At 57.5% G+C, this 26487-nt stretch carries 24 protein-coding genes and 1 pseudogene; 12 read left to right on the top strand and 13 right to left on the bottom strand.

Annotation, left to right across the window (positions count from 1 at the left end):
* Window positions 1–16 precede the first annotated feature (16 nt).
* Window positions 17–1672, top strand: a complete 1656-nt coding sequence (locus AC1RKI_RS27330) for an acyl-CoA synthetase (RefSeq protein ID WP_492798057.1) — start codon at window positions 17–19, stop codon at window positions 1670–1672.
* Between the two features lie 738 nt (window positions 1673–2410).
* Here AC1RKI_RS27330 and istB read toward each other — a convergent pair.
* Together istB and istA are read right to left on the bottom strand one after the other, a co-directional pair.
* Complete coding sequence (gene istB / locus AC1RKI_RS27325) at window positions 2411–3226, bottom strand: IS21-like element helper ATPase IstB (RefSeq protein WP_492798059.1); 816 nt, start codon at window positions 3224–3226, stop codon at window positions 2411–2413.
* Window positions 3223–4233, bottom strand: a complete 1011-nt coding sequence (gene istA / locus AC1RKI_RS27320) for an IS21 family transposase (RefSeq protein WP_492798061.1) — start codon at window positions 4231–4233, stop codon at window positions 3223–3225. The genes istB and istA overlap by 4 nt, the downstream gene beginning before the upstream one ends.
* A gap of 55 nt (window positions 4234–4288) precedes the next feature.
* Here istA and AC1RKI_RS27315 point away from each other — a divergent pair, with 55 nt between their 5' ends.
* Window positions 4289–4537, top strand: coding sequence for a hypothetical protein (locus AC1RKI_RS27315; protein WP_492798063.1), 249 nt, complete (start codon window positions 4289–4291; stop codon window positions 4535–4537).
* Window positions 4538–4959: 422 nt separating this feature from the next.
* On the top strand, window positions 4960–5838 hold the full coding sequence (locus AC1RKI_RS27310) for a DNA adenine methylase (protein WP_231906998.1): 879 nt from the start codon (window positions 4960–4962) through the stop codon (window positions 5836–5838).
* Between the two features lie 64 nt (window positions 5839–5902).
* Here AC1RKI_RS27310 and AC1RKI_RS27305 read toward each other — a convergent pair whose 3' ends face one another.
* Window positions 5903–7093: a hypothetical protein gene (locus AC1RKI_RS27305; protein WP_492798065.1), complete on the bottom strand. Its 1191-nt coding sequence runs from the start codon at window positions 7091–7093 to the stop codon at window positions 5903–5905.
* A 306-nt stretch (window positions 7094–7399) separates the two neighbouring features.
* On the opposite strand from AC1RKI_RS27305, the gene AC1RKI_RS27300 reads away from it, so the two are divergent.
* Window positions 7400–7912, top strand: coding sequence for a hypothetical protein (locus AC1RKI_RS27300; protein ID WP_156546060.1), 513 nt, complete (start codon window positions 7400–7402; stop codon window positions 7910–7912).
* A gap of 70 nt (window positions 7913–7982) precedes the next feature.
* Here AC1RKI_RS27300 and AC1RKI_RS27295 read toward each other — a convergent pair.
* Window positions 7983–9170 (bottom strand): annotated as a pseudogene (locus AC1RKI_RS27295) (IS3-like element ISRme13 family transposase).
* A 339-nt stretch (window positions 9171–9509) separates the two neighbouring features.
* Between AC1RKI_RS27295 and AC1RKI_RS27290 the strand changes: the two are divergent.
* Window positions 9510–10370, top strand: a complete 861-nt coding sequence (locus AC1RKI_RS27290; RefSeq protein WP_197497541.1) for a TIR domain-containing protein — start codon at window positions 9510–9512, stop codon at window positions 10368–10370.
* 125 nt (window positions 10371–10495) lie between these two features.
* Here AC1RKI_RS27290 and AC1RKI_RS27285 read toward each other — a convergent pair whose 3' ends face one another.
* The 3 genes from AC1RKI_RS27285 to AC1RKI_RS27275 form a co-directional block, all read right to left on the bottom strand.
* Window positions 10496–10939 (bottom strand): HU family DNA-binding protein, encoded by a 444-nt coding sequence (locus AC1RKI_RS27285; protein ID WP_066739123.1) that lies wholly within the window; start codon window positions 10937–10939, stop codon window positions 10496–10498.
* Between the two features lie 185 nt (window positions 10940–11124).
* Window positions 11125–11475 carry a hypothetical protein gene (locus tag AC1RKI_RS27280; RefSeq protein WP_156546062.1) on the bottom strand — a complete coding sequence of 117 codons (351 nt, stop codon included), beginning with the start codon at window positions 11473–11475 and terminating at the stop codon, window positions 11125–11127.
* Window positions 11476–11926: 451 nt separating this feature from the next.
* Entirely contained in the window at window positions 11927–12355 is a 429-nt protein-coding gene (locus AC1RKI_RS27275; protein WP_066739125.1) for a hypothetical protein, read from the bottom strand.
* 206 nt (window positions 12356–12561) lie between these two features.
* Here AC1RKI_RS27275 and AC1RKI_RS27270 point away from each other — a divergent pair, with 206 nt between their 5' ends.
* Entirely contained in the window at window positions 12562–14007 is a 1446-nt protein-coding gene (locus AC1RKI_RS27270; protein ID WP_156546064.1) for a hypothetical protein, read from the top strand.
* Between the two features lie 154 nt (window positions 14008–14161).
* Here the strand turns inward: AC1RKI_RS27270 and AC1RKI_RS27265 are convergent, their stop codons facing one another.
* Entirely contained in the window at window positions 14162–14518 is a 357-nt protein-coding gene (locus AC1RKI_RS27265; protein ID WP_066739127.1) for a DUF4124 domain-containing protein, read from the bottom strand.
* A gap of 23 nt (window positions 14519–14541) precedes the next feature.
* A complete protein-coding gene (locus AC1RKI_RS27260) occupies window positions 14542–15099 on the bottom strand; it encodes a DUF2726 domain-containing protein (protein ID WP_231906999.1) in 558 nt (185 codons plus the stop codon).
* A 688-nt stretch (window positions 15100–15787) separates the two neighbouring features.
* On the opposite strand from AC1RKI_RS27260, the gene AC1RKI_RS27255 reads away from it, so the two are divergent.
* Window positions 15788–16507 (top strand): pentapeptide repeat-containing protein, encoded by a 720-nt coding sequence (locus AC1RKI_RS27255; RefSeq protein ID WP_066739128.1) that lies wholly within the window; start codon window positions 15788–15790, stop codon window positions 16505–16507.
* 573 nt (window positions 16508–17080) lie between these two features.
* On the opposite strand, the gene AC1RKI_RS27250 is transcribed toward AC1RKI_RS27255, so the two are convergent.
* Together AC1RKI_RS27250 and AC1RKI_RS27245 are read right to left on the bottom strand one after the other, a co-directional pair.
* Complete coding sequence (locus tag AC1RKI_RS27250) at window positions 17081–17584, bottom strand: HPP family protein (RefSeq protein WP_066739129.1); 504 nt, start codon at window positions 17582–17584, stop codon at window positions 17081–17083.
* Window positions 17585–17589: 5 nt separating this feature from the next.
* Entirely contained in the window at window positions 17590–18789 is a 1200-nt protein-coding gene (locus AC1RKI_RS27245; RefSeq protein ID WP_066739130.1) for an NAD-dependent formate dehydrogenase, read from the bottom strand.
* A 296-nt stretch (window positions 18790–19085) separates the two neighbouring features.
* On the opposite strand from AC1RKI_RS27245, the gene AC1RKI_RS27240 reads away from it, so the two are divergent.
* The 4 genes from AC1RKI_RS27240 to AC1RKI_RS27225 all read left to right on the top strand — a co-directional run bounded on the left by AC1RKI_RS27240 (window position 19086) and on the right by AC1RKI_RS27225 (window position 22419).
* A complete protein-coding gene (locus AC1RKI_RS27240; RefSeq protein ID WP_066739131.1) occupies window positions 19086–20150 on the top strand; it encodes a Rieske 2Fe-2S domain-containing protein in 1065 nt (354 codons plus the stop codon).
* 14 nt (window positions 20151–20164) lie between these two features.
* Entirely contained in the window at window positions 20165–20335 is a 171-nt protein-coding gene (locus AC1RKI_RS27235) for a rubredoxin (RefSeq protein WP_082926542.1), read from the top strand.
* The gene (locus AC1RKI_RS27230) at window positions 20332–21537 is read left to right on the top strand and encodes an NAD(P)/FAD-dependent oxidoreductase (protein WP_066739132.1); all 1206 of its coding nucleotides are present in this window, start codon (window positions 20332–20334) and stop codon (window positions 21535–21537) included. Before AC1RKI_RS27235 ends, AC1RKI_RS27230 begins: the two co-directional genes overlap by 4 nt.
* 111 nt (window positions 21538–21648) lie before the next feature.
* The gene (locus AC1RKI_RS27225; RefSeq protein WP_066739133.1) at window positions 21649–22419 is read left to right on the top strand and encodes a ferredoxin reductase; all 771 of its coding nucleotides are present in this window, start codon (window positions 21649–21651) and stop codon (window positions 22417–22419) included.
* A gap of 355 nt (window positions 22420–22774) precedes the next feature.
* On the opposite strand, the gene AC1RKI_RS27220 is transcribed toward AC1RKI_RS27225, so the two are convergent.
* A complete protein-coding gene (locus AC1RKI_RS27220; RefSeq protein ID WP_492798072.1) occupies window positions 22775–23683 on the bottom strand; it encodes a LysR family transcriptional regulator in 909 nt (302 codons plus the stop codon).
* Between the two features lie 387 nt (window positions 23684–24070).
* Here AC1RKI_RS27220 and AC1RKI_RS27215 point away from each other — a divergent pair, with 387 nt between their 5' ends.
* Window positions 24071–25069, top strand: coding sequence for a LysR family transcriptional regulator (locus AC1RKI_RS27215; protein WP_492798074.1), 999 nt, complete (start codon window positions 24071–24073; stop codon window positions 25067–25069).
* A gap of 80 nt (window positions 25070–25149) precedes the next feature.
* Here AC1RKI_RS27215 and AC1RKI_RS27210 read toward each other — a convergent pair whose 3' ends face one another.
* A complete protein-coding gene (locus AC1RKI_RS27210; protein ID WP_492798076.1) occupies window positions 25150–26139 on the bottom strand; it encodes an isopenicillin N synthase family dioxygenase in 990 nt (329 codons plus the stop codon).
* Window positions 26140–26487 lie beyond the last annotated feature (348 nt).

The following is a 26487-nucleotide window of genomic DNA, read 5'->3' as shown; positions in this document are numbered from 1 at the left end:
GCCAGTGAGGCAATCCATGGAATACGTTGAACACAGCGCGGATGGGCTGGAGCGCAGCCCGGTCAACTTCGTGCCCCTGACGCCGATCTCCTTCCTGCGCAGGACGGCCGAGGTCTACCCTGAGCGTACCGCCATCGTCTACGGCGAGCGCCGCACGAGCTGGCGGGCAATGCTGGACCGAAGCCGCCGCCTCGCGTCGGCGCTGGTGGCCGCCGGCGTCAGGACTGGCGATACGGTGGCCGTGATGGCCACCAACACGCCGGAGATGCTGGAGATGCATTTTGGCGTGCCCATGAGCGGCGCTATGCTGAACACGCTGAACGTGCGTCTGGACGCGGCCGCCATCGCCTTCATGCTCAGGCACGCGGATGCGAAGGTGCTGGTCACCGACACGGAGTACGCTGACGTAGTCCAAGCCGCACTGGCACTGCTCGACGACAAGCCGCTGGTGATTGACATCATCGATCCCGCCGTCGAAGGAGGCCGCAGGCTGGCGGAGATCGAATACGAGGGCTTCCTGGCCGGGGGCGATCCGCACTGGGAGGGCGGCGAGCCCGTCGACGAATGGCAGGCCATCGCCCTCAACTATACGTCCGGCACCACGGGCAACCCAAAGGGCGTGGTCTACCACCATCGCGGCGCCTATCTGGCTGCGCTGTCGAACATGCTCGACTGGGGCATGCCCCGGCACGCCGTCTTCCTGTGGACGCTGCCGCTGTTCCACTGCAATGGCTGGTGCTTCGCCTGGACGCTGGCGGCCAACGCCGGTACCAGCGTCTGCCTGCGGCGGGTGGATGCTGCCGCCGTGCTCGATGCGATTCGCGAGCACCAGGTCACGCATTACTGCGGAGCGCCGATCGTGCATGCGATGCTTGCCCACGCACCTGAAGCGTGGAAGGCGGGCATCGACCATCCGGTCCACGGACTCATCGGCGGCGCGCCGCCGCCGATGCCGGTGATCGAGGGCCTGTTGCGCATGGGGATCAGGATCACCCAGATCTACGGGCTGACCGAGGTCTACGGCCCCGCGGCGGTCTGCGTGGAGCAGCCCGAATGGAACGACCTCGGCATCGATGCGCTGGCGGAACGGAAAGGACGGCAGGGCGTCCGCTACACCGCGCAGGAAGGCATGGCCGTGCTGCATCCCGAAACCCTTGTGCCGGTGCCGTGGGACGGGAAGACCATCGGCGAAGTCATGTTCCGCGGCAACATGACGATGAAGGGCTACCTGAAGAACCCCGAGGCCACGGCGGAAGCTTTTGCCGGCGGCTGGTTCCACTCGGGTGACCTCGCAGTCGTCTGCCCGGATGGCTATGTACAGATCCGGGACCGTTCCAAGGACGTCATCATTTCCGGCGGAGAGAATATCAACTCGCTGGAGGTGGAGGAGGTGCTCTACCGGCACCCCGCGGTGCGCGTGGCAGCCGTCGTCGCCCAGCCGGACGAGCGTTGGGGGGAGACGCCATGCGCCTTTGTCGAAGTCGTTGATGGCGCCAGGGTCGGCGAGCGCGAACTGATCGAACATTGCCGCGCCCACTTGGCGCACTTCAAGGCGCCGAAGAAGGTGGTCATCGGCCACCTTCCCAGGACGTCGACCGGCAAGATCCAGAAGTTCCTCCTCAGGCAACGAGCAAGCTCCGGCGCTCCCTGGCCCGGCCACGTACCGGCGTGAGTTCCCCCGTGAATGTCTTTCGGTGGCCCGCCGAGCCTGCTCTCCACATTCGGGATATCCGTGAGCGCCCGTTCGTGGCTGAGCAGAAGACTCGTGTCCGGTATCGCATCGGCAGCGAAGACCGGTTGATCGACCGCCTTGGCGACATCTTGCGCGAGATGCGTGACTGGCGCGGTGCTACCGCACGGCAGGCACGGCATCTGTCCAGGCGTCACGGTATCGGCTACCAGGCCGCCCTGCTCTTCCTCTATCGCGCGGAGATGCGTTCAGCGTGCCCGAGGCGCATGGTGATCTGTCTAGCTGCGGCGGTGGAAATTGGCATTGACTTGAGCGGCTTCCCACCTGGATGCAGGATCGAAGAGGCAGAGTTGTCTTCGGAACTTCGGGTCATGTATTGGGCGGCCTTACGGAGGGGCGCAGGGCGGAAATGGGGCCAGTGGCCGGGAGATGGCGCCGGACAAGTATGAGAACAGGGTAATTTCGGATGATGGTCGGCTGAATCCGCGGTGGTAAGCGGCCGTAAGCATGGCAACCTGTGACAGTTGCGCCGATCCTTTTCTGCCGTTGACGCGCTGATTGCCGAATGACTGAAATGGCGACCGTCTGCCGAAGCAGCATTAGGGAGGATGACCGTTGGACTCGAATAGCCGTCATCGTGTTGAGGAAGATTCGAACGGCGCATAGGGGTCGGGAACCGCCGATTGGAGGGGGATAGCAGTAGTTCGAGCGAATTCTGGACTATGCGGCGCCCGTTACCTCCGTGCGTGTGCGTCGGGCGCGTGACTCACGGTTAAGCTCCCGCGAGAGCTCTGCGTGCTCACGCATGCGATAGCTGTTCCCCTTAATGTTCACGAGATGGCAGTGGTGGAGCACCCGGTCAATGAGCGCGGCAGCCATCACTTCATCCCCGAAAACAGCTCCCCATTCTTCGAATCCCTTGTTGGAAGTCAGTACGGTGGAAGCATGTTCATAGCGTCGGCTGATGAGCTGGAAGAACAGCACAGCGCCGCCGTGCGTGATCGGCAGGTAGCCAATCTCGTCGACCACCAGCAACGCCGGATGGGTTAGCACCGTGAGACGACGAAGCAGTTGTCCCGTCGCCTGCGCTTCCTCAAGTGACGAGATCAAGTCGATCAAGGTCCCGTAGTAGACGCGACGGCCCCGCTTGGCTGCGGCGACGGCCAGGCTGATCGCGAGGTGGCTTTTGCCAACGCCAGGAGGGCCAAGCAGGACGACGTTCTCCTTGCGCTCGACAAAGCCGAGCTCGTGCAAGCTCTCGATTTGTTCGCGCTTGATCGATGGCTGAAAGGCGAAATCGAAATCCTCCAGGGTCTTGATAGCAGGGAGCCGGGAAGAGTGCATTGCCGCCATCAGACGGCGGTTGTTACGCAGCTTTATCTGCGCTCCCAGGAGGCGCTGAATTGCTTCAGACGCCGTTAGTTGGCCGCTGTCGACCGCGCTGAGGATCTGGTCGATCGCCTCGAGCGAGCCTGGCATCTTCAGATCCGCCAGCATATCGCGGATGGCTTCGCGCGGTGACCTGGCGGCGCTCATCGTTGATCTCCCGCCAGTCTGCCGTATTCGCTCAGGGAACGCCTCTCCACCCTAGGCAATGCCGCGGCCGGTATCCGGCAAGTCGGGCGGTCTGACAGGGTTGCCACGCCTCTATAAGGTGCTCGTGCCGACGGCTGAAGTAAGGCCAACTCGTCGCGTAGAAAGCGGGCATCGGGCGCCTCTCCAGTGGTCCGATGTTTCCGCTGGTTGGCTTTGCGCATTACCCACGACAACGCCTGGGTATTCAGATCTGAATCATTGAGGAATTCCCGACCGTAGAAGAAGCTCTGTCGGACATATCTGATGGGCCGCTCCACCTTGCCTTTGGTCCTGGCCCGATACGGGCGACAAGCGCGGATGCGAAAGCCCCAATGACGAGCAAAGCGCGAGAACTCGACATTCTCTAGCACCCTGCCGCCGGCGCCACGCTGATCGTCGACCACAATGGCCTTCATTTGGTCGAACAGTAGCTCCAAGGGAACGCCACCATGGAAGGCAAAGGCCTCTTCCAGGCCTTGCATGAGCACCTCCATGCTTTGGCGCGGGTAAAACTGAAGCCACATGCGCCGCGAATAGCTCAGCACCACGAACAAGGCGTACCGTTTGCCCCACGGCAGCCGAAACTCGGCGAAATCAACTTGCGCCTGCCGTCCGGGCGGCGTCTCGAAACGCACGACTGGCTCTGGGACCGCACCTGGGCGAATTTGTCGCACGAACTCCTTGACCTGCGAATAACCGCCCTCGTAGCCGGCGGCGCAGATCTCCTCGAACAGCCGCATCGCGGTCAGCCTCGGGTATTCCGCCAAGCGTGCCGTGATGATGCCGCGGAACTTATCAATCTTGTGCGGCACCGGTGGGCGGCACCGGTACCGCAGTGACTCGTTATCCCGTGAGCGATCAAGTTGCCCTGTGTCAATCCAGTAGTAGAGGGTGCGCAGGCTCACGCCCAATTGCTGCGCGATCTCCGTTTTGGACAGGCCTTGCTCCAGATAGTGACGTAGCAACACGCGTTGTTCCCTCCCGTACATAGGCGGCTCCAAAGGCTCTTTCGGAGCTGCCACCTTGCCCGAGCGTGCAAATTTCGTCCGCCAGTTCTGTGCAATTTACGTCCGCCACCCACAGGCTGCGACGAATCTGCTTCCGCCGGCGGCCACAGCTACCGACGCACGCATGGAGGTAGACCTCGACGCCGGTCCGGATGGACGAGTGCGCTTTTTTGCAGAGAAGAAGCAGGTCAAGCACCATCGGCACTCACATTACTTCTGGGCGGTGTACCGTGCGGAGCCGATACGCAGCGACGATCCGATTTGAGCCTGGCGCACTCGAAAGCGAGTATTCGGGAAACTTGACCCCAATCAACGATACGCAAAGTCAGTTTTGCATACACCTACTTGCAGATAAAGCCGCTGCCAGGTATGCCGATAGTAAGGACTTACGCTAGGCGAACCCCGCTACAGCGTTTTCTATAGGCGAGCAGCGTCAGTCTGCTGCTCGCCTCTTTCCCTGCCAAAAAAGAAGCCCATCACATGGCGATGACGGGCTTTGCTCAACCTACGGAATTGAAGAAAGACACGCTCCTGAGTAAGCGCGCCGATCTCAATGTTAGTCCGCGTCTCACGACTGGATGTCGGTGTTTCGCTGATTCCGAGCCGCTGCCTACCTGGCTGCCCTACCTGATGCCAGAGCACTGATTACGCACCCATTCATCCAGACTCGGCACACCTATACTGAGGATGCAAAAACATCCTCAGCTCCAAGCCGAACAAGCCGGCAATCCTTCTCTCTTCAATATTCCCGCTTCGGCTGGGCCGATTTTGAAATGGCCAGGTGGCAAGACCCGGCTCCTGCCAACGCTGCGTGAGTTGTTGCCTGCGGGAAATCGTCTCGTAGAACCGTTCCTCGGCGGCGCCAGCGTCTTCCTGGGCACCGATTTTCCAAGCTACCTGCTACTTGACGCGCACGTGGACCTCATCGGGATGTACAAGCAGATGGTCCAACGTCCCGAGCGCATCATCGAACTGGCACGACCGTTGTTTTCGCAGTATGCGGCAAACGAGAAAATCTACCTCTATATCCGCGAAGCATTCAATCAAGCCACGCCTCCCGATGTCCGCGCCGCCTACTTCCTCTACCTGAATAAGTTTGGCTTCAACGGGCTGTCGCGGTACTCGGCGAAGGGCAACTTCAACGTGCCGTGGAATCGGGCTGCCCAAGCCCCGGCGCTGCCAGAAGAGAGCATCCGAGCGTTCAGCGAGCGGGCGCGAAGCAATGCGGTCATTGTGCAAGGCGACTTCACGGACGCATTTAAGCTCGCGGTGCCTGGCGATGTCATCTACTGTGACCCTCCGTATGTCGACCTCGAGGATTCCCCGTCCTTTACGAAGTACACCTCGGAAGGCTTCCCCCGAGAACGCCAACAGGAATTGGCCGATTTGGCTCGCGCGACGGCGGCACGAGGCATCCCTGTCGTCATCTCAAATCACCTGACTGCGGAAACGCGTGAACTGTATTGCGGCGCTGAGTGTCACGAGGTCGAAGTGCGACGAAGTGTCGCGGCCCTGGCGCACAGCAGACGAACGGTTGCCGAAGGCATATTCGTCTTTACGCCGTGAGTAGGTACTAGCGCCCCAAAGACCGGCGAGTGACCTTTTTCGGCCTCAGCGACCGCTCGGTGCTTCACTTTTGCTCGCGGTGTTCCAAAGCGCGCACGTCATCGAAGAACACCCGGGGAGTCCAGCCCTTTGTGATTCCCTCAAGCAAGAACTGATCAACAATATCCAAGCCAAAATCGGATCCAACGGCGGCGACTCCCGCAAGTCCGCCCAAAAGAGCAGCGGCGGTGGGCGATTCGGCCGCCAGGCCTATGCCTGCTCCAATGGCTGTCATGGCAATTGATTTTGCGAGTTTCCCCCCTTTTGACTGAAAGGGGCCAAGCGGCTTCATAAGTGCGTCCAAGTAGTGCTTGGAGAGATCTTCGGGCGCAACAGCGTCGTAGGGCGCGTGCGCCAGCCATCCTCGAAACTTGCGAGAGGATCGCCTCTTCCGCAGAGCGATCATCTTGACAAACGGCTCATCAATTTGTGCGTAGACGGATTTCAAGTCGGGGATGTTCTCAAGACGTGCTAACGTAGAGAATCCTGAAAGTCGACCTTCGACGGATGCGAGCCGCCCGCAAGATTGACTCAAAAACTCATAGAAGTCGCGATTTGAATACGATGTCATGTTGTTTGACAACGCGAACTTGTATTCAAGCAAACTTCCAGCACACTTCGACAATATCTCTCGCTTCTTCAAAGGTACATCGCGATACGTACTTTCATTTGGGTCAAGGCCATAACATTTAAGCCGACTACTTTCATACGCGGACTTGGAAATTTTCACCACCTCGCCAGCCAATTTCTTGTCAGGAATGGTGTATGTGTCTCGGAGCTTTCGAACGAGCGCGCGCCGGTTGGAGGTATGTAGCTCTTTTGTGTAGCGCGACAGTCCCAATGCAAGAGATTCCTCAGGGTCAGTGTGCGCAGGGGAAGTGAGATTGCCAAAAGTTAGCGGATCGATGCCCGGAATGTCATCGACCAGGTGCGCGACCATGGGCGTCCACAGCACAAATCTGAGCGAACCACTCTCTGCTAGGTCGAGTATCGCTTTGTCCCCCATTAGGGATAGAAGGACTGCCAACGGCAGATTTTCGCCGTGGACCTTCAGGGAGACTGCGTCAAACAGTAGGAAGCTCTCGAAAAGAGTCCCAGCGACCTCCCCCCGTTGTCGCAAAAACTGCGCCGGATCGGTAGACTCAGTTGGCGAGCCGATCACCAAGAATTTTCTGCAGAAATCGTCCAAGCCTTCGTAAAACACGTTCAGCGACATGATCCTTTATCCTTGGCGGCGGAGCATCCATTATATCTTCGTCATAGGTACGGCATGCCGGCGCTCGCCGTATTAGTGCCCGGAATTACTCGACTAGTTGGCCTCGCTGATCCAAACAATCAAGAGTACTGTGCTGATATGCCCCTAACTTCTAAGCTTTCTATTGACGTGACCTTGGGTGGAAGTATTGACACTCGCCATTACACGTTGGATGAGCATCGTCACCGTTTCGCGGTGTGGGCTGCCGGACGAGCATACTCCCGAGGAGGAAGCGGTGGAGGTTATACCGTTCAGGTGGCGAGGACGATGCTGGAAGCAGCCGGCATGCGAAACATCTGCAGCGTTAAAGATTTACCTGCCGTTGAGAAAATCGACCTATTTATCGATGTTCTCATCCAAAAAGTGATGGCAGCCGCGCCGCCTACCTACATCACGTCGAAAAAAGGTGATGACGGGGTTAAGAAGAGTGCTGAGCTCCCATTTATTTGTACGTATGGACGCGCACAGAAACTGGTCAACATCTATCTCAAATCTAAGCTGATATGTGCGAGTGCAGACCACGACGACCCGCGACTAGCAAAGCTCCATCCGCCTCTTGATAGCGAGCTATTAAAAGAACTAAACCGCTTGGCACGAAAGGCCGACGCCTCCCAAGACCAATGCTCATTCAAGGCGCTCTGGAAAAAAGCTCGTGCCAGAGGTACATCATGGACTGCCTTCGACAAGGCTGCCTATGACGCATACATCGCTGCTATCAAGGCCCGGCAAGGCTGGCAACCACTTTGGGCTGTCGAAGAGCATTGGAAGGACGAGAGCTAGCCCACAACTTCGGGATTGTTCTGCTCTGCCTGACCTTGCCCCTGTTCCACGAATCCCATAACCGAGGGAATTAGGCAGCCCGGTGTTGCTGAGCTGCGGACCAGTTTTTCTCGAACGTCATGGGGCTGACGTAGCCCAGCGTCGAGTGGAGTCGGCTGGCATTATAAAAGCCAAGCCAGTCAATTACCTCGTCCATTGCGGCGCGGCGGGTAGCGAACTGGCGACCGTGCAGGCGAGCGACCTTCAACGACCCCCACAGACTCTCAGTCGGCGCGTTGTCCCAGCAATCGCCCCTGCGGCTCATTGACGAGCGCATGCCATACGCCTTCAGGGCGTCTTGAAACAGATGGCTGCAATACTGGCTTCCCCGGTCGGTGTGCACAATCACACCGGCTTCCGGGCGGCGCCGGAACCAGGCCATGCGCAGCGCGTCCGTGACCAATTCGGCCTTCATGTGTGGTTGCATCGACCAGCCAACCACCTGCCGGCTGAACAGGTCGATGATGACCACCAGGTAGAGCCAGCCTTCGGCGGTCGCCACATAGGTTATGTCGCTCGTCCAGACTTGATTGGGTGCTGCTGGGCTAAAGTCGCGTTGCAGCAGATTGGGGGCCACCGGCAAATCGTGGTTCGAGTTGGTTGTCGCGATGTACTTGCGCTTGTGGCGGGCACGGATGCCGTGCAGCGCCATCAGCTTGCGAACACGCTCCTTGCCCACCCGCACCCCACGCGCCAGCAGTTCCTTCCACATGCGCGGCCAGCCGTACTCCCCCTTGACCCCGGCGTGAATCGCCTTGATGTGGGCCAACAAGGCATCGTCACTGAGTCGGCCTCTATCTGGCCTGTCGGTGCTTACTGTGCGTTGCTTGCGCTGGTGATAGCCGCTGGGGCTGACCCCTAACAGCTCACACAGGACCGAGACCGGCCAGTAAACGTCGGTTTCGCTCGATGAACGCATACCTCACACCGACTCCTTCGCAAAGTATGCTGCGGCTTTTTTTAAAATATCGCGCTCCATCTTCAAGCGCGCCACCTCCGCCCGAAGCCGGGCCAGCTCCATCTGCTCCGGGCTGACCGGCTTCATACCCGCACCAGTCAGCTTGCCTTCCCGCTCCGCCTTGACCCAGTTATGCAGCGTCTGCGCTCTGATGCCCAGGGTCGCGCTAACCACTGCCATGCTCTGCCCGCTCTTCACCAGCCGTACCGCTTCCAGCTTGAATTCCAGCGTGTACTGCGCCCGCTTTGTCTTGCTTGTCATCACATCTCTCCTTGCTTCAGTTTAACCTCAGCAAGGGATTCGTTTTGCGGGGGCAAGCTCAGCCCACCGTCCGGCCGCAACAGAATGCGGTGGCCTATCACCCGCGCCGTCAAACGACAGGATGATGGTGGATGGTGTATCGGCGCGATCCAGAGTCATGTACCTGGTTGTCCTCCCGGTCGGCCTCTGTGGTTTTGGTTCGACAATGGCGAATGACATGTTCGCCATTCCCCACGGGCGCTTAGCAGATGCAACCCGAGAAAATGGCATAGGCACGCGACCGCACGGCTGGCGTCCCGCGATACAATTGCGCTTTCCCGCCAGCATGCCTTTCCCGCAATGGTCAAGAAAAAGAAGGAAGAAGAGCTTTTTGCTTTCGTTGTCATGCCCTTCGACAAGAAGTTTAAGGACCTTTACCTCTATGGCATCAAAGGTACTGCGGAGTCCCTGAACCTTCGTGCGGAACGGCTTGACGAGCAGATCTACCAAGAGGGGATGCTTGAACGCATCTACAGGCAGATCGACGTTGCGGACATTGTCATCGCTGACATGAGCGACAAGAATCCGAACGTTTTCTACGAAGTTGGGTATGCCCATGCCAAGGGTAAGCTGTGTATCTTGCTGACCTCGCAGGCGGAGGATATTCCGTTCGACCTTAAACATAAACGCCACATTGTCCACAACGGCGAGGCGTCGACACTCTCTGAGTTGCTGAAGACGGAACTACTTTGGGCGAAGGACGAGATCAAGAAAGCTAGAGACAGCCGTATCTCCGTGGACTTCAAGACACCCACCGGCGTTACCAAGGTGGGACGTTACCATGTGGATGCCGAACTCAATTTCGTGATTGAACTGCGCAACAACTCCGACCGGCCATCTCCCGAGATCGACCATGCCTATTTCCTTTGCTCAGACCGCTGGGAAGTGAGCCAAAACGGAAAAGTATGCCCGTCTGCCCGTGCCGAGGATGGCCGGACAATGCAGCATTTCGTTGAGTTCCCCGTGAAGCGGCTTCAAAAAGGTGGCTGGGCGCGGCTCTCTCTAGACGCTACACGTGTTATGGCGGACGGGGCTGAAGGTGACGAGCTTGAAACCGAATACCGACTGAAGGGCGCCCTCGGCTTGTTACTCGTCACCTCTGAAGGCTCTTTCACCTACAGCGAATTCATGGATATTGAAATTGACGACCTGCCCTTCTAGCGCAAAGACATCGCACCCTTGACGCACTGAGCTTTTATGATGTGCAGGGAGGTCTAGCTCGAGCTCTCCCAAAGACGAAAGGGGAGCAATCGCTCCCCTCCTTCACTTCTCACCAGCTATCGGCCTTAGATAGCAGCGTCCTTCAGCTTCTTCAACGGACGAACCTTGACCTTCACGGATGCCGGCTTAGCAGCAAACCACTGGTCCTGGCCGGTGAACGGGTTCTTGCCGAAGCGCTTCTTCGTCGCCGGAACCTGGATAGCCGACACCTTGAACAGGCCTGGCAACGTGAATTCGCCAGCGCCCTTCTTGTGGATCGAGCTCACGATGGTGTTCTCGAGGTGCGACAGCACCGTTTGCACCGTCTTCTTATCCAGTTCAGTCTGAGCAACCAGGTGAGCCAGCAGGCTCGACTTGTTGAACGTATCCTTCAGCGGCTTCGCAACTGGCGCCGCTGCAACCTTCTTGGCTGCCGGTGCTACCTTCTTCGCTACGGGTGCAGCCTTCTTTGCCGGCGCTGCCGCTTTCTTTGCCGCAGCTTTCGGGGCGGCCGTCTTCTTCGTTGCCATGTGGCTCCTGTCGCAAACTACCGGCACGATTGCCGGAATCCGCAAAGCATAGCGAAGGTAAGAGCTGACGCGCAATGGGGATGGGCCCAAAAGTCTTTACGAACCGAGACGCCCCAACAATACTGAAGTTGCAGCATTCGAATGCGTCCATGACCATTTTCGCGTGCGGGGCGTCAAACCAGTTGCTATTCCCTGTTCGCGTTCAAAACCGCCGTCGCCCAAATCCGCGCTTCTTGATGAATCAGCTTGACGTCCCCCGCGCTCCGCAAGACGCGGTATGAATTCAGTATCACGAGCCTCCCCTTGATCCTGCAATAGCTGGCGACATGGATGACAGGTACGCTGCCGCGCCCCGTCTTCAAGGCCGTTGAATACATAAACCATTCAGGCGTATCCTCGTTCACGCCCATCAACTTGACCTCGTCGATGCCGACGCTCTTAAGAACGCCCGGATGCTGGCTCTCGACCTGCTGCTGGATGTCCATGCTCTTTGTTACCGCCTTGAGCCTTTCAAATCGCTCTTGAGTGAGTTCCACGGCGCGCGCTCCCCGTGGGGTCTGAACTTGCATCCAACTCGTTGGATCCCAGTGGGTTGCGTTAACGTCCTTCGGCGCGTCCTTTAGAGGCAAGAAGTGGTCAAGCAACAAGACTCGCTGAGGCGTTAGTTCTTCGGCGGTCCGATACAGGTTCGGGTATCGCGACGTAGAAAGGAAGCCCGGCGGGCTAGGCACGTCAATGTTCACGCCTTCGAAATCATACGGCCGTGCATGAGCCACCGCGGTCCCACCCATAGCTGCCACGATAAGCAAGGTTCTTAGTATTCTCTGCATGACGCTTTCTTGTCGTGTTAGTGCTGCCAACAATTCTACTGACAGAGGCGACGGCATAGAGCTTTGTTAGCCCAGCCACCCGAGTATCGCAGTGCGCCCAGGACCGCCTTCCCATTCGGGAATACGACTTCCGCAACGTACAGACGGGGGAATATCGCTAGTCCTTATACACGCCTTCAAATTCGAACCAGCTTTTCCGACTCGTCACCTTCGCCCATAGATAGCGAGTCTCGCACCAACGCATCATGTCACGCCGTTTCAACGTAGTCCGCCTGCGATCGTAGTATTCGTCGTCTTTAATTCGCTCCTCCAAACGCTCTGCGGTGTCGAAACTGATCCCGACATGATTTCCCTTTCGCTCGTTGCCGCCAGGTCCGTAGCTATAGGCAACTTCCGTGGCTTTCTTGAAATGCTCCCCCGGGGTTTTTTTAGCAGATACAAGTACCGTCGTCTTGCCAAAGAGCGACGCTACTGCTATGAGCCGAGCGCCCTCTTCCGACTCATCGCATAGTTCGATCTCACCGCTTATGACTGCTCGTTTGCGGAAGGTGTCTTGGGTGACCAGCGAGAATAGTTTCTTGAACATTGTTTCGCCTCCAATCAGGCAGCCACATTGAACCGATGGCATCACGGCTGGCAGTCGCTCACCTCGAGCTTCGGCTACTCCGCGTCGAGCTCTGGGCCCAGCCGCCGTACGCTGCGGACTGGGTGCCGACCACCGCAGCAACCGACTGCGTCGCGTTTAGCAGATTAGATGTTAGAGTAAATTCGGCACCATTTCGGGAGTGCGAGATGTCGTTCGATGACAGCCAGGACAAGAAGAGCGCGACATGGTCAATTGGCCTGCAACCTAATCCGGTTGAAAGGCGCCTTGCGGAAACAGCCCTCTTAATGGCATGGGCACGCGATCGCAAGACTGGCGTGCCGCGATACATCCTCGAACTTGACGAGCATCACCGCGGTGCCGACTGCGACTGTAATTGCGTCAGTTGCGGTGCCGAGCTGATCGCGGTCAACGCGGCTCGGAAAACCTTCGTACGCCGACCTCATTTCCGACATGCCACGGGCACCGATAAGCATTCTTGTGTGGTCCAGGCAGCACGTCTAGCCGTTCTGGCTACGCTGGAGAGTACAGGCTACTTGGATTTGCCTAGCCGTCGACGGACGGCGCAAATCATGGGCCTCTCTGGCGCTTTTTATGATGCCTGGGCCGAAGCCCCTGCCGAACGCGTACGCATCGCATCCTGCTCATTTTCGGATATCGCATCGGCGGTTGTCACTCTCGACGATGGCCGGGAACTGCGCGTCGTTTTCATCGGCAGCCAGGTGAGCAACGCTGAAGGGGCCTCGCATGCCGTTATTGAAGTGCTAGTCGATGACCCTGCGCTGGCCGCCATGAGCTCGGAGGAGTTGCGAGATCGCGCGCGTCTACTCATATGCAACGCTCATTGGTGCGAACACTGGCAAGACGATGCCCTCATCGAGTCCGCGATGGAGCAAGCGCGCGAACTGGCAGCCGATGGCCTCGACCTCCTGGACGAAGACGAAGATGCAGACCTGCTTGGCAGCACAACGCCCCAGGACATGCGCGAAACTCTGCTGCACAGGAAAGCCAAGGAGCTCCTCGAGCGCGAGAAGCGAATCATGGTCCCTCAGATGGCGGTCACGGAGCCCTCTCCGGAATGGCCGCTGGAGCCCATCGCCCGCAAGCTCCGTGAAGCGCAGATGCTTGAACTGGAGTCCGTGGTTCTCGAACAGCGCACAGGTCGGATAATTCCGGACGTCACCGCCACAACGGCCCCGGCGCCTGGATGCCAAGTCGAGACGCTCCTCATCGAAATCACGGTGACAAACGGGATAAACGAGGAGCGTCGCGCGCGAATCCTTGAGACGAACCTGCCGACTCTGGAAATCGACCTATCACGCCTTGGTGGCAGAGTCACTGAGGCTGAGTTCACACGGTTAATCGTCGAGGAACTCGCCGGCAAAAGATGGCTTCACCATCCAGAAATTGAGGTGGAACGTAGCCGAATTCATTCCGAATGGACTGCCATACGGACGGAAAGGGACGCACAGACGTCGCAACGGGAAGGGAGCCGGAGCAGCACAATTGGAGGACATCGCGTGCCGCCGCGTGTCTACCCTGAACCGGACCTCTGGCTGAAGGGAAAAGCACTTGAGCAATGGAAACGAGAGCATCCTGAGGAGGCGGCGGCCTGGTACTCGCAAAAGGAATGAGGTGGGAGCCCTGCTCGCTTCCCGAGGTGCCTTATGAGGCCTCTTTCAATCATTTGTCACTTGCCCAATGGAGTACGAGGCCGGACTGAATACGCAATGCAACCATCCACCCTCCGTGCCGCTCCCCGATACTCCCTGGCTGCACGACGAAGTCTTACTCGCATCGGTATTTCGACATCTGACCGCCGGCGCGCTGCACAGCTTCCGATGCTTGCTGGACCTGCGCGGAGCTCTGACTAAGCAACGCTCGTTCCGAATTGGCCACAGCAACCTGGTAAGACTGACGAAGCGAGGGACAGACGATACTCGACGTGAGCCGCGCTTGCCCTTGGGGATCGAAGAACGAGGACGGTTCTGCGCGATATTCGGTGTTCTTCTGCCCGATGGACTTCCTTACCACCTCAGTCTTTGAATCGTTCTGGCACGGGCCGTCCTGCAACGTGACATGCCCACTCGCACTCCGACATTGAAAGATGTTCTGGCCCGCAGCATTCGTGGTCAGGACCAACATCGCAACGACAAGATATCGACGCATCATGCAACTGGTACCCGCACAGCCCGCGGCACGGACCCGTCAGTTGATCCCGACGAACCACTTCCTGTTGCAGGCTCGCCGGGTACAACACTCTTGTAATCGCCGACGATGGTCTGCAAATCAACGTTCTTAGACGTGTAGCGCATGATCGGGATGCCAGCTGACGCTAGGACTTCGTTCTTCTGCTTATCTCGCTTCTGTGCTTTAGCGCTGCTGTGCGAAGCACCATCAAGCTCGATAACGTAGAGCGGTCGCATCGTCTTCCTCTCGCACACAAGGTAGTCGACATACTTCTGCGCAAACAAATTCCTGGCAGCCTGAGCCTTCCCCTTATGTTGCACGAACGAGGACATGGCGACCTGCGGGAAGATGTGCGCATCGCGTAGAGCGACCGTCAGCCGTTCGTAGAGCGCGATCTCATCCTGGCGTAAGAATGGGTCTTTGCGGGCGAAACGGAAGTTCCTCGAAGAGCCTCCGCTCCCACTTCTCGCCTTAAGCACCGACAGAATGCAGATGGCAATGACGAAAAGAAGGGCAAGACCTAGCATCGATTTCATTTGAGACCCTTTCGTATTTATTGTTTTCTCGCGCGATAGTAAGGGCTAACCCGACGCCGTTGCATCCCCCAATGGTGGGACCCAGCTAGGGTTGTGTCGGCGCGCAGAATCTACGGTCACTTTCAGCTCGCCACTGCCAACCCGAAGCCGGCTGCGCGAACTGATCCGCGACCTGTTCGTACGATTGTGATGGAACGCTAACTAGGGTGAAGCCAGAGTGAAGTCGTTCGCGTCTCAAGGCCTTCATCCTCGCCAAGCAACGGGCTGGTCGTTAGTTCAAATGGTCTTGTAGCCAAAAAGTCACATGTTCCAATCATCAAATCAAGTAGTGGTATCAGGAACCGGAAAACGCAACTCGACACCTGAGAAGAAGCACTGACATCACTCAACTCGTCGCGTTGGCGATTGGCTACGTCCCGATATGCACAAGTCTTTTTCGAGCGATCGCGAGCGCATGTGGTCCGTCGTTTGTCAAGAAAAGCCTTGCCAAACCAACGCAGACGGGCGCAACGACTCGGGTTGCCTGACGCCCAGCTAGCAGGGTAAACTGTCGGTAGCCGAAAATAGAGTTGCGGGTTGGTATCTCCTGCGACCCATACGGGTTCTTAGTTCCACGGCGTCCCTAAGTTATTCGGGGGCGCGGCGTCGTCCAGAGCTTCGCGTGCCTCCCCCTAGCGAGGTTTTGAGCATGCCCTTCCCCACGGTTGGCCTGGCTTCCATGGCTCAGGCAATGACTATCCGTGACGTGTCCCTGACCCGGCAAGACGTAGTGTCCCTGCTGAGCGGACATCGTGGTGAAATTACGTTTGAGAACTGCGCGTTCGATGGCGAAGACCTCGAGAACATCGATTTCCAAAGCGCCAAGTTCTCCCACTGCACATTTCTATCGGCCAGCTTCGACCTTGCCAGATTGGAGCAGACGCGCTGGCTTGCCTGCAAAGCAAGCGGCGCACGGTTTCAGTATGCTGATTTGACTGACGCGCGCGTTTACCGGAGCGACTTCAGCAATACCCAATGGTCTGGCGCTAAATTGGCTTCGACAACCTTTGCCGAATCCTTGCTGACTGCGTCGCGGTTCACCGACGTGCATTCACCCGGCATTGACTTCCATGAATCGTTACTGGTGGCCGCCGACCTTAACGGTATGTCGTTCTACAAACAGAGAATTGAGTCGTTGAATTTCTCCGAAGCAGATCTGTCAGGCTGCGACTTTCGGGATGCCGTCTTCGAGGGCGGAAGCATTCGGAATGCGGTACTTCGAAACGCTCGATTTGAAGGTGCCGATCTTCGCGGTACCGACATTGGTGGTTTGCGACTCGCGGAGCTGAAGCAGAGTTTCAAGGGAGCAATCTTCTCCAGCGACCAAGCGGCCGAGCTAGTCGGCGAGTATGGAGTTCGGGTTGCCTAGTGGGCGGGAGCAGCGCCGATGCCCCGGCGCCCTCTCCCCGTTCCTGATCACGTCACTAGGTATGCGCAGCCATACACCGCCTCCGTCTATCCTTTTCGGCCTCAGCTGCCGGGCTAGCAACTGAAAGCGTTTTCGGATTCGCCTATCCCGCTCTTCGTCGGCACGAACCAACTCACGACCATAAGGCAGTGCCCCTACTGCCTACTGATGCCTCGCTCCCCGCTCAAGCCAAAAAAAAGCGTTCCGGAGCCACGGAGCCCACCGGAACGCTGCAAGGAGCAGCGAGACACACGCTGCGAGGATCAGGATGTTTGCCCCGGAGAGGAGACGCCTCCAGTCCGGCTCGATTTCGAAATGCCGGAGAGACGTAGCCCAAGGCTCTCGCCAGCCGGGACGGCAATATTTTCGGAACTCTAGCTTCTCTATTTGGTATACCAGCTTACCATATCTGAAATTCCAAAACATGCCCGCGAGATTGGTATTTGCCCGAAGTGCGGAACTGAGCGATCGCTGCGCAATAGGTCGCGTCACACACCAGCACCCCCACCACGAAGTCACTCGCTGTGGACTAACTCATTGGCTGCGGTCTCGAACAAGCTGCGTGGCCCTACGGTAGAGTCGCTCCGTGAGCACCAACACGATAATTCCCGCCAGTGTTGGAAAAATAAGGAAACTCCAACCGGGATGAGCAAGAAAGATGATGATCGGGTTGCTGCCAGCGGGAGGATGCACCGTATCGGTCGCCATCATGGTCACCAAGGAAACGGACACTGCTGCAGCCATAGCTGGCCATTCCCCGCCTAGCCAATGAAAGAAGCACAGACCGATTGCAGATGAAATCAGATGGCCACCGATGACGTTCCTGAGTCGCGAGAATCGAACATCGGGGAAGCCAAAGAGAAGAACGCAGGACGCACCGAAGGAACCCAGGATCCAAGTTTGGGATGTGTATCTGGCCAGAATGCCAACCAAGCTCAACGCAACGAACGCGCCCAGGCCGGCCAGCAACGTGCTGGCGACCTGGGTTCGACGCGCGATACGCTCTTCGTTTGACTGAATTGCGGATGGCGTCGTCATGTTCCTCAGCTCTTGAACTTCGCCGCTTCTTCCGAGCCCTTGGTGGCATTACCCGCGCTGTAGGAGTGCGCGCCAACTCCAGCGAGCTTGCCGCCTTGTACGATCAAGTACTCGTCGCGAATTGGACGGTTCTCGAAGTAGCATTCGAGAATCTCACGCGTTCCGGCTGCATAGCGCGTTTGAGCCGACAGGCTCGTCCCTGAGATATGAGGTGTCATCCCGTGATGGGGCATGCTGCGCCACGGATGATCCTTCGGTGCGGGCTGAGGGAACCAAACGTCCCCAGCATAGCCGGCCAGTTGACCGCTTTCGAGCGCCGCGACGATTGCATCGCGGTCGCACAACTTACCACGGGCGGTATTTACAAGATACGCTCCACGCTTGAACTTCTTCAGGCTCTCAGCGTTGATCATGTGTTCGGTTTCGGGATGCAGCGGGCAGTTCAACGTCACGACGTCGCAGACTCGCGTGAGACTTTCCAGGGTCGTGTGATGGGTCAGGTTCAGCTCCCGCTCCACGGCTTCAGGCAGGCGGTGCCGATCGAGGTAATGGAGTTTGACGTCGAACGGCTTCAGCAGACGCAACACTCGCAAGCCAATGCGGCCGGCAGCGACCGTACCAACGTTCATCCCCTCAACGTCATATGAGCGCGTGACACAGTCTGCGATATTCCAGCCGCCCTTGAGAACCCAGTTGTACGATGGAATGTAGTTGCGCACCAGGCCAAGCACCATCATTGCCACATGTTCTGCCACGCTGTTGCTATTGCAGTACGTAACTTCTGCGACAGTAATCCCTCGCTCCATCGCGGCCTGGAGGTCTGTGTGGTCGGACCCAATTCCAGCGGTAACGATCATCTTGAGCTTAGGCGCCTTGTCCATCCGCTCCGCCGTCATATACGCCGGCCAGAACGGCTGGGAGATGACGATTTCCGCATCGTGCAGCTCCCGATCCAGGACGCTGTTTTCGCCATCTTTGCTCGAGGTCACGACGAGCTCGTGGCCATTCGACTCGAGATACTTGCGCAAACCAAGCTCACCCGAAACGCTCCCCAGCAGCGAACCAGGTTGAAAGTCGATTGCGCGCGGTGTCGGCAACGTCTGGCCGTCGGGGTAGCGATCGAGCTTCGGGAGGTCGTCCCGCGGGTAGCTCTTGGGGTAACCGGTTACGGGATCATCGTAGAGAACGCAGACGATCTTTGCCATTGGAATGTCTCCTTGATATTGGCGAAATTGATAGCAGCGGCACGGGGAGGCTGCCCTGCAGAGCGGGTAACGTTGCCTACCCGACGCCAATGATCAAGGGGCGTCGCCACCTTACGCCAATCGTTTGATCTGATGTCGTGATTTCAAATTCTTATCAAGGAACTCAAGAGGCCGGTTATAGTTAGAAGCGCATACGTCTAATGCGAATAACAACATTGGTTGCCGCCAACGAACCACCTAGTCTGTGGGCTACATGCAGATTCTCGACATGTCCCCCCCACATTCAGGAGGCTTCAATGAGCGTTCCCTCACTGTCGGCAATTAGCGCCGTCACGTTCCAAAAGAATCCCCAGTTGCCGCGCAACTGCACCTTCGACCCTCGTGATTGGGAGATCCTCAGTAAGTACTGGCATCCAGTCGCAGCGGCAACTGAGTTGGGCAACGCACCTCTCTCCGCAACGCTTCTGGACGAATCGCTCGTAATTTTTCGAAGCGAGGGTCAAATTGTGGCCGCGCGTGACGTGTGCCCCCATCGCGGGGCGCCATTGAGTCGCGGTTGGGTTGAGAACGGAAATCTAGTGTGCCCCTATCACGGCCTGTCCTACAGTGCTGGCGGTCAGTGTCAGCATATTCCCTCGCAACCCAACGGCCCCATCCCGGACCGACTCAAGCTGAACATTTATCCGGCACAGGAGGCTTACGGTCTTATTTGGGTGTCGTTGGGTGGCGGCCATGAGCCACTTCCCAGCTTTGAAGCTTGGGATGCTGCCGGCTTCCAGCAGATTGTCTGCCCGTCCATCGACATCAAGGCATCGGCCGGGCGTCAAACGGAGGGGTTCATCGACGTCGCCCATTTTGCTTGGATTCACAATGAGAGCTTTGCTGACCGGGGCAATGCGGTGGTACCGCAGTACTCCGTCGAGCGCCAAGGGACTGGCCTTCGTGCCGAGTACGTGAGCAACGTCAACAACTTTCCAAAGGCCTTCTCACACAGGGCACCGCAAGGATTCCTATGGCGGCGAACCTTCGAAGTTGACGTGCCGTTCTTCGCCCGCTTAACCGTGCAATTTCCAGAGGGCGGGCGTCTCTCGATCTTGAATGCGGCGAGCCCCGTATCCTCTCGTCTCACCCGTCTCTTCGTCCCGATTGCGCGCAATTTTGATCACCACATTCCAGTTCAGGATGTCTACGACTTCAATCGGCAAATCTTTGAAGAGGACCGGGCAATCGTGGAACAGCAATGCCCAGAGGACCTTCCGATTGACCGCACTGCGGAAGTTCCGATCCTTGCCGACCGGTCTTCAGGAGCATATCGTCGCGCCCTTGCGGAGATCGGGCTCGGCCAGGCCTATTCAAGCTGAGCGGGGAGACCATCATGCATGTTTGGGAATGCGTCATCTGTGGCATGCGCTACAACGAGGCGGTCGGTATTCCGGACGCTGGGATACCAGCTGGAACGCGTTGGGAGGATGTACCCGAAGACTGGATCTGCCCTGATTGCGGGACAGGAAAAATGGACTTTGAAATGCAGCGAGTGGCCGCATGACGAAAGACGAAGCCGTGAAGGGCGACCCTTCAGATCACAGACTGCCCCTGGTCATTGTAGGCACCGGGCTTGCTGGCTACACGGTAGCTCGCGAAGTAAGGCGACAGGACAAGGAAAGACCCATCCTTATGATCACCCAAGATGGAGGTGAGTCGTACTCGAAGCCTATGCTTTCGAATGCCCTAGCACAGCGGAAGGGTCCTGCCTCCCTCGCAAATTTCGACGCAAAGGAGATGGCGGCTCAACTCGAGCTGACAATTTTGTCGCAGTGCGTAGTAGGCCGAATTCATACTTCTTCGAAGGAACTTGAGGTTCAGGGAAAGAGGATTTCGTACAGCCAACTTGTACTCGCCGTCGGCGCCGACCCGAAGCGACCGAAAATCGATGGCCCGGCAGGCGGAGAACTGCTATGCATCAACGATCTTGATGACTATGCGCGCTATCGTCAGAAGCTTGAATCCTGTCGCTCCGTAGTAATTCTGGGAGCAGGTCTGATCGGCGTGGAGTTCGCGAACGACCTGGTAGCGGCAAAGTTCGAAGTATCGTTAGTCGACCCCGCCCCAGTGCCGTTGTCACGTCTCTTGCATCCAGATGCTGGAAGCGAGTTCGCGAATGCGCTCTCGGCGGAGGGAATCAACTTGCAACTTGGTCGCTCGGTGCGCCACGTAGATTACTCGAAGCTAGGATATTCACTGACCCTTGACGATGGAGTTACGCTGTACGCTGACTTGATTGTGTCGGCGATTGGCCTAGCTCCGCGCGCTAGTCTTGCCAAGGCAGCAGGGCTGGACACCCGCGAGGGAATTGTCACGGACGCCTATTGCAGAACCAGCGCGCCGGACATCTTCGCTGTGGGTGATTGCGCAGAGATTCATGGCAAGGTGCAACCCTACGTTTTACCACTCATGCATTCAGCCCGCGCTTTGGCAGCAACGCTGTGTGGTCGCCCTACACCTGTCGAGTACCCGGTCATGCCGGTGGTTGTTAAAACGCCAGCCATTCCCACCATTATCGCGGGAACGGCTGACGCGAGTGGTCGGTGGTCTATCGAGGCAATCGACACCCCAAATGGGAAAGGTTTGAAGGCACTGTGCACCGACCTTACCAATGGCCAACTTAAACACTTCTCTCTTCTAGGAGGAGCGATCTCCGAGAAAACTGCGCTTCTTGGCACAATGAGCGCGCAACACGTCAGGACGTAGCATCCGGGGGAGCCGCAAGCGCGTGGCTCTCCGTCGATTCGCGTGCCTTGGAACCGGCGGGCCCTCGATGACGACGCCGTTGGATGCTCCCTTTGGAGAGGTGACCTAGAGATGACGGAACCCTTGGAAATGTCTTGCCTTGTACAGGCTCGCCTCGTCGAAACTCAGGATGTGACTTCGTTCCAGCTTCTTCCGATCGGTGTGGACGTGCCAGCGCTCTCCCCTGGCGCGCATCTCCGCTTGATGACCCCAGCAGGCATTGAGCGCGCATACTCGATCTTAAATTCTCCTCAGGAAACCGACTCGCTCTGGGTCTCTGTCAAAAGAGAACCACGCTCACGAGGTGGCTCGGCATCAATGCACGACCTTGCCGTTGAGGGGACCGTATTGTCCGTCACGGACGTAGCAAATAACTTCCCTTCTCTTAGATCCGAGAGGAAAGCGGTCCTTATCGCCGGCGGGATAGGCGCAGCGCCGATTCTCGCCATCGCTCAGGCCCTGAGTTCACAGGCTATCTCAGCCTTCGAAATGCATTATTTCGCCCGGTCGCAAGCTCATAGCCCTTTCTCCAAGCGGCTGAGGACAGTCGATGCCTACCTATGCCATCACCTTGGTCTCAACATCAAGCAATCTAAGGACAGACTCAAGGAGATCATATCGTCGACGGCGCCCAACGAGACGGACATCTATGTGTGCGGGCCTGGTGCGATGATAGCTACAGTCGCGAGGGCGGCGCTGCTTCACGGCATCTCGGACGAGGCAATCCGGTTCGAATACTTCGACGATGGAGACCTGGTCAACCGCTGGTCCGACGCCGCGCAGCACTCCTCCGGTCACCAAACTCTCGCAATGAGAAGGCATGCGAAGACATCGAAAGATTAATCTGACCGAGCACATCTTTTTCGTCGCCTTCGCGACCTGCCTCCTGCTTTCAGTACGGGTAACCCACGTGAGCGAGGACTCGTTGCTTCCGGAATGCCTCCAGGGAACATTGCACCGCCCGATACAACGCCATCAAGTATTAGCGGCTACGTCCTTGGCGCAAGGTGACCTGCGATCTTGCACTTTCGAGGAGCATCCCGATAGCTGGGGGAGCCCTAATCGGGAAGGATGTGAGCGAGTGGTACTGCGCGTCGGCGAAACCTGTGTGGACGGGACAGAGGCTACAGATGATTCGCGCTACAAATAGAGCAATGCTCTTACGTAGCGAACTGCCCCGAAACACCCGCTTCGAATATCAAGGGCGCCGCTCAAGTGGTGTCGATCCTGATATCGATTCGGACATTGCGTTCAACGCCACCTGTAGCAGGGGCGACTGATGTCGCTGCTTCACGAGGACTAGACCGATATCCCTGTGGTTCTCTGGCAGCATTGGCAAGAATCGAAACTGACCAATTGCGTGCTCCATCGACGCTACGCTGTTCGGCAGCACACTGTAGAGACCCGCGCTGGCAACCAGAGCCAGGATTGCGGTAATCGAATCTGCTTCAACTACTGGCTTCGGCGAAGCACCTGCAGCCGCGAACGCTCGATCGATACCGGTCCGGCATTGCATGTTGTCGGTGAAGAGGACCAGAGGAAGTTCAGCCGCGTGCCGCCACGAGACGCTCTGCTTACCTTCCATTGATTCGTGCGGTCCACAGACCAACACATAGGTCTCTCGACAGAGACTTCTCTTCTCGAACGCCTCGAGGCTCTCGGCATCCAGGTATGTAATGCCGACGTCAAGCTCAAAGTTGACTAGCTTTCGCAGGATTTCGGTGGCGGACAGGGTATGTAGTCGATGGGTGATTCCCGGATAGTGCTTCAGGCAATATTGAAGAAAAGGCGTTACCAGTGGAACAACTGCTGGAATCACGCCAATCCTAAGCACTCCCGACGGTCCTCCACTGGCTGCACTGGCCTCTTGTCTCAGGGAGTCACAGTCTGCCAGCACGCGTCGCGCCCACGCGAGGACCCGTTCCCCATCTGAGGTGAACCCTTGAAATCTTCGTCCCCTCTGCACGATAACAAGGCCCAGTTCGTTCTCGATGCTGCGGATTGCACCAGAGAGCCCTGGTTGAGATACGTGGCATTTGGAAGCTGCCCGTCCAAAGTGCTTTTCCTGGTCCAATGCAACGAGGTACTTCAACTGACGAATGAACATGCGGACGATCCAACGAAGTACGAAGCCGGTTATGCGCAAGGACTCCCGTTCAAGCTGTAACTCGATGCGGTGTGCCCTGCATACGTACCAGAGGCATTTTTGCGCACGGTGACTGCATCGGCAAGCAAGCGAGTAGCCCAAGGCAGCGAAATACCACCATAACTTCTATGTGTCTTCCGCTATAGCCAGTGGGCACAGACTATGCGCAATGTAAGAGACGACGCTCATGGCATACCTCCATTGCGACCAGGCAGCTCGGGCAGTCTATGCATCGCGCGAACTGAGGGCGCCTTGGCGCGATTTCCTTACCTCGAGCGAGGTATGCACGTCAGCACATGAAGGTCATGTCAGTCCGAATATAGCTGACTTTCAACCCGATATGTAAGAATGTATACAACGGGTTTCACCTTAGTCTGGTTCGACCCGAGATTTTTGGCTGGAGCTACAGTGGACTCGAACTTGATACGTGTATTGCACGTATTACTGACCGAACGAAGCGTTTCCCGTGCCGCATTGAAGCTCGGACAAACGCAACCGGCCGTAAGCGTGGCTTTGCGGAGATTGCGTGCGCTCACCGGCGATCCTCTCCTGGTGCGCAGCGGAAACGGCATGGTCCCGACGGAACATGGGCTAACGCTGGTTGCAGCTGCTGAGCAGGCGTTACTCGGGATCGGGAAGATTCTCGAGCCCGCCACAAACTTCGATCCAGCCCAGTCCAACCGGGTCTTTCGTATCGGGTCGCCGGACTACCTAGACGTCTTCTTTGTGCCATCGGTAATCGAACGGTTTCATGCGGAAGCGCCAAATGCAACTTTGGAAATTTGCCACCTCATGAGCGAGGAGAGCTACGAGCAGAAGCTTGCCATGGGCCAGTTGGATCAAGTCATCGGGAATTGGCGAACTCCCCCGTACCAATTGCATCTGCAGCCGTTGTGCGAAGACGAACTAGTCTGCCTACTCCGCGATGGTCATCCGATCCGTCCGGGCACGATGACCGCTCAAGCGTATTCGTCGGCGCTCCATCTTGGAGTCTCACCTCGGAATGTGGCGGGGCCTGACACCATCGACGCCGAACTGGCACGCACAGGTTTTTCTCGTAGAGTGACGACGCATATCCCGTACTTTTGTATGGCGCCTTACGTGCTTGTGCGAAGCGATCTGGTTTTTACGACGACTCGAGCGTTTGCCACGCACTACTCGAAGATCCTTCCATTGCGAATTGAGCCGTTTCCGGTCCAGGCGCGCGCATTAACCTACTACCAACTTTGGCACGAGCGCAGCCATAAGGACCAAGGCTCCCGCTGGCTTCGCGCGCTCGTGGCGAGGGCCGCCAGTTCCATCTTTTCCCACGCGGAGGTCAGATCTCCCATGGCGCTCTCCAAATAGTAACGGGCATCCCTACTCGGACGGGCGCCCGGACGTCTCAATCCATCGCTGCGGGGAGGCCGAGACATCGCACATCGAAATCACGCGGCGACTTCTGCCATTCCGTAGGACCGTCGATACATCTCCGCAATATGTTCCCCGACTGAAACAGCCGTACTTTCATCCACTGCCCCTTGGCCGTAATGAACCGGCAGCATCTTGTAGAAGTAGTCAGGGTCGAAGAACGTCGGTACGGAGTAACGATGTCGGTCGGGCGCTAGGTTTAGCACGCGGTGAGAATTCGAGTGATACAGCCCGTTGGTGAGCAGCGGCACCATGTCACCCAGATTGATGATGAACGTACCTGGAATGTGCGGGGCGCGAATCCAGTCTCCGTCGGCGTTCTGAACCTCGAGGCCACCTACGTCATCTTGAAGCAGCATCGTAATGATTCCCCAGTCGGTATGGGCCCCAGCTCCAATCTGGTTGCCCGATCCAACTCGGTCCTGAGGCGGATAGTGCAGCAGCCGAGTGGTAACCATCGGTTCTGCGAGACCGGGAGTAAAGTAGTCCTCTGGAAGCTCGAGTGACAACGCCAGGATCCTCAAGATATGTCGTCCGAGGCCAGTCATTTCGCCAATGTAGCGTTCAGTTGCGGCCTGAACCGTCGGCATTGCTTGCGGCCATTGATTCATGTCGTAGTAGTAGGGAACCCCTTGCCGGACGTACGGATGATCTCCGTCGCAGTCTCGTCCGGCCATGAAGCCCTCTTTGAGGTCAGGCTGCGAGCCGTCATCCAAGGTCTGACTAGACATCGCCTCGTAGCCGCGCATGCATCGCGACTTACGTGCATCAATCTCCAGCTTCTCTGCGATAGGCAATGCGAAGAACTCCCTCGCAATCTGAAGCTGACGATCCATCAGCGCCTGTGATACGCCATGGTTAGAGACATAGAAGAAACCGATGTCGCGGCACGCCTTGTGAACTTCCCACGCCACGCTTTTGCGCTCTTCGATATGTGCCGAGAAACTCTTCGTCAGATCAATAACGGGGATGTACTTCGCGGCGGAAGGGGGGGTGTACGGTGTCATAGATGGCTCCAATATTTCAGAAGCACTGGCGCTTCCGTTTCGCCAATCTAGCCCCGCCAAATACCTCTGCGAAAGCCATGCCGTAAAAAGCAACGTTTCAAAACTGGAACGATTGGCGAATTAATCACGGCTCGCATCGGCCCCAGCGTCGATTGAGGCCCATTACAACCACATTTTCACCAATATACGTATTTACCCTCCCCTTTGTGGTGCGCCGCAGCACCAACTTAAGGAAACGGAGCTCGTGCACTTTTTCCGCTATTTATCCGTGGGGTAAACACCTAACTCTCCACATCTACCGCCGGAACTTCAGTCTGCTATTCTGGTATGCCAGAAACGTAATCTGAT

This window comes from Cupriavidus sp. GW822-FHT06G04, assembly GCF_058799075.1.
Note: the sequence above shows the minus strand (reverse complement) of the source record. Positions and strands in the feature narration are given on the sequence as shown.

Coding starts and splice junctions, on each gene's coding strand:
- AC1RKI_RS27330 (WP_492798057.1), top strand. CDS start 17: ATGGAATACGTTGAACACAGCGCGGATGGGCTGGAGCGCAGCCCGGTC.
- istB (WP_492798059.1), bottom strand. CDS start 3,226: ATGAGCGCCGCCAGGTCACCGCGCGAAGCCATCCGCGATATGCTGGCG.
- AC1RKI_RS27310 (WP_231906998.1), top strand. CDS start 4,960: ATGCAAAAACATCCTCAGCTCCAAGCCGAACAAGCCGGCAATCCTTCT.
- AC1RKI_RS27305 (WP_492798065.1), bottom strand. CDS start 7,093: ATGTCGCTGAACGTGTTTTACGAAGGCTTGGACGATTTCTGCAGAAAA.
- AC1RKI_RS27300 (WP_156546060.1), top strand. CDS start 7,400: ATGCTGGAAGCAGCCGGCATGCGAAACATCTGCAGCGTTAAAGATTTA.
- AC1RKI_RS27290 (WP_197497541.1), top strand. CDS start 9,510: ATGGTCAAGAAAAAGAAGGAAGAAGAGCTTTTTGCTTTCGTTGTCATG.
- AC1RKI_RS27285 (WP_066739123.1), bottom strand. CDS start 10,939: ATGGCAACGAAGAAGACGGCCGCCCCGAAAGCTGCGGCAAAGAAAGCG.
- AC1RKI_RS27275 (WP_066739125.1), bottom strand. CDS start 12,355: ATGTTCAAGAAACTATTCTCGCTGGTCACCCAAGACACCTTCCGCAAA.
- AC1RKI_RS27270 (WP_156546064.1), top strand. CDS start 12,562: ATGTCGTTCGATGACAGCCAGGACAAGAAGAGCGCGACATGGTCAATT.
- AC1RKI_RS27265 (WP_066739127.1), bottom strand. CDS start 14,518: ATGTTGGTCCTGACCACGAATGCTGCGGGCCAGAACATCTTTCAATGT.
- AC1RKI_RS27260 (WP_231906999.1), bottom strand. CDS start 15,099: ATGAAATCGATGCTAGGTCTTGCCCTTCTTTTCGTCATTGCCATCTGC.
- AC1RKI_RS27255 (WP_066739128.1), top strand. CDS start 15,788: ATGCCCTTCCCCACGGTTGGCCTGGCTTCCATGGCTCAGGCAATGACT.
- AC1RKI_RS27250 (WP_066739129.1), bottom strand. CDS start 17,584: ATGACGACGCCATCCGCAATTCAGTCAAACGAAGAGCGTATCGCGCGT.
- AC1RKI_RS27245 (WP_066739130.1), bottom strand. CDS start 18,789: ATGGCAAAGATCGTCTGCGTTCTCTACGATGATCCCGTAACCGGTTAC.
- AC1RKI_RS27240 (WP_066739131.1), top strand. CDS start 19,086: ATGAGCGTTCCCTCACTGTCGGCAATTAGCGCCGTCACGTTCCAAAAG.
- AC1RKI_RS27235 (WP_082926542.1), top strand. CDS start 20,165: ATGCATGTTTGGGAATGCGTCATCTGTGGCATGCGCTACAACGAGGCG.
- AC1RKI_RS27230 (WP_066739132.1), top strand. CDS start 20,332: ATGACGAAAGACGAAGCCGTGAAGGGCGACCCTTCAGATCACAGACTG.
- AC1RKI_RS27225 (WP_066739133.1), top strand. CDS start 21,649: ATGACGGAACCCTTGGAAATGTCTTGCCTTGTACAGGCTCGCCTCGTC.
- AC1RKI_RS27220 (WP_492798072.1), bottom strand. CDS start 23,683: ATGTTCATTCGTCAGTTGAAGTACCTCGTTGCATTGGACCAGGAAAAG.
- AC1RKI_RS27215 (WP_492798074.1), top strand. CDS start 24,071: ATGTATACAACGGGTTTCACCTTAGTCTGGTTCGACCCGAGATTTTTG.
- AC1RKI_RS27210 (WP_492798076.1), bottom strand. CDS start 26,139: ATGACACCGTACACCCCCCCTTCCGCCGCGAAGTACATCCCCGTTATT.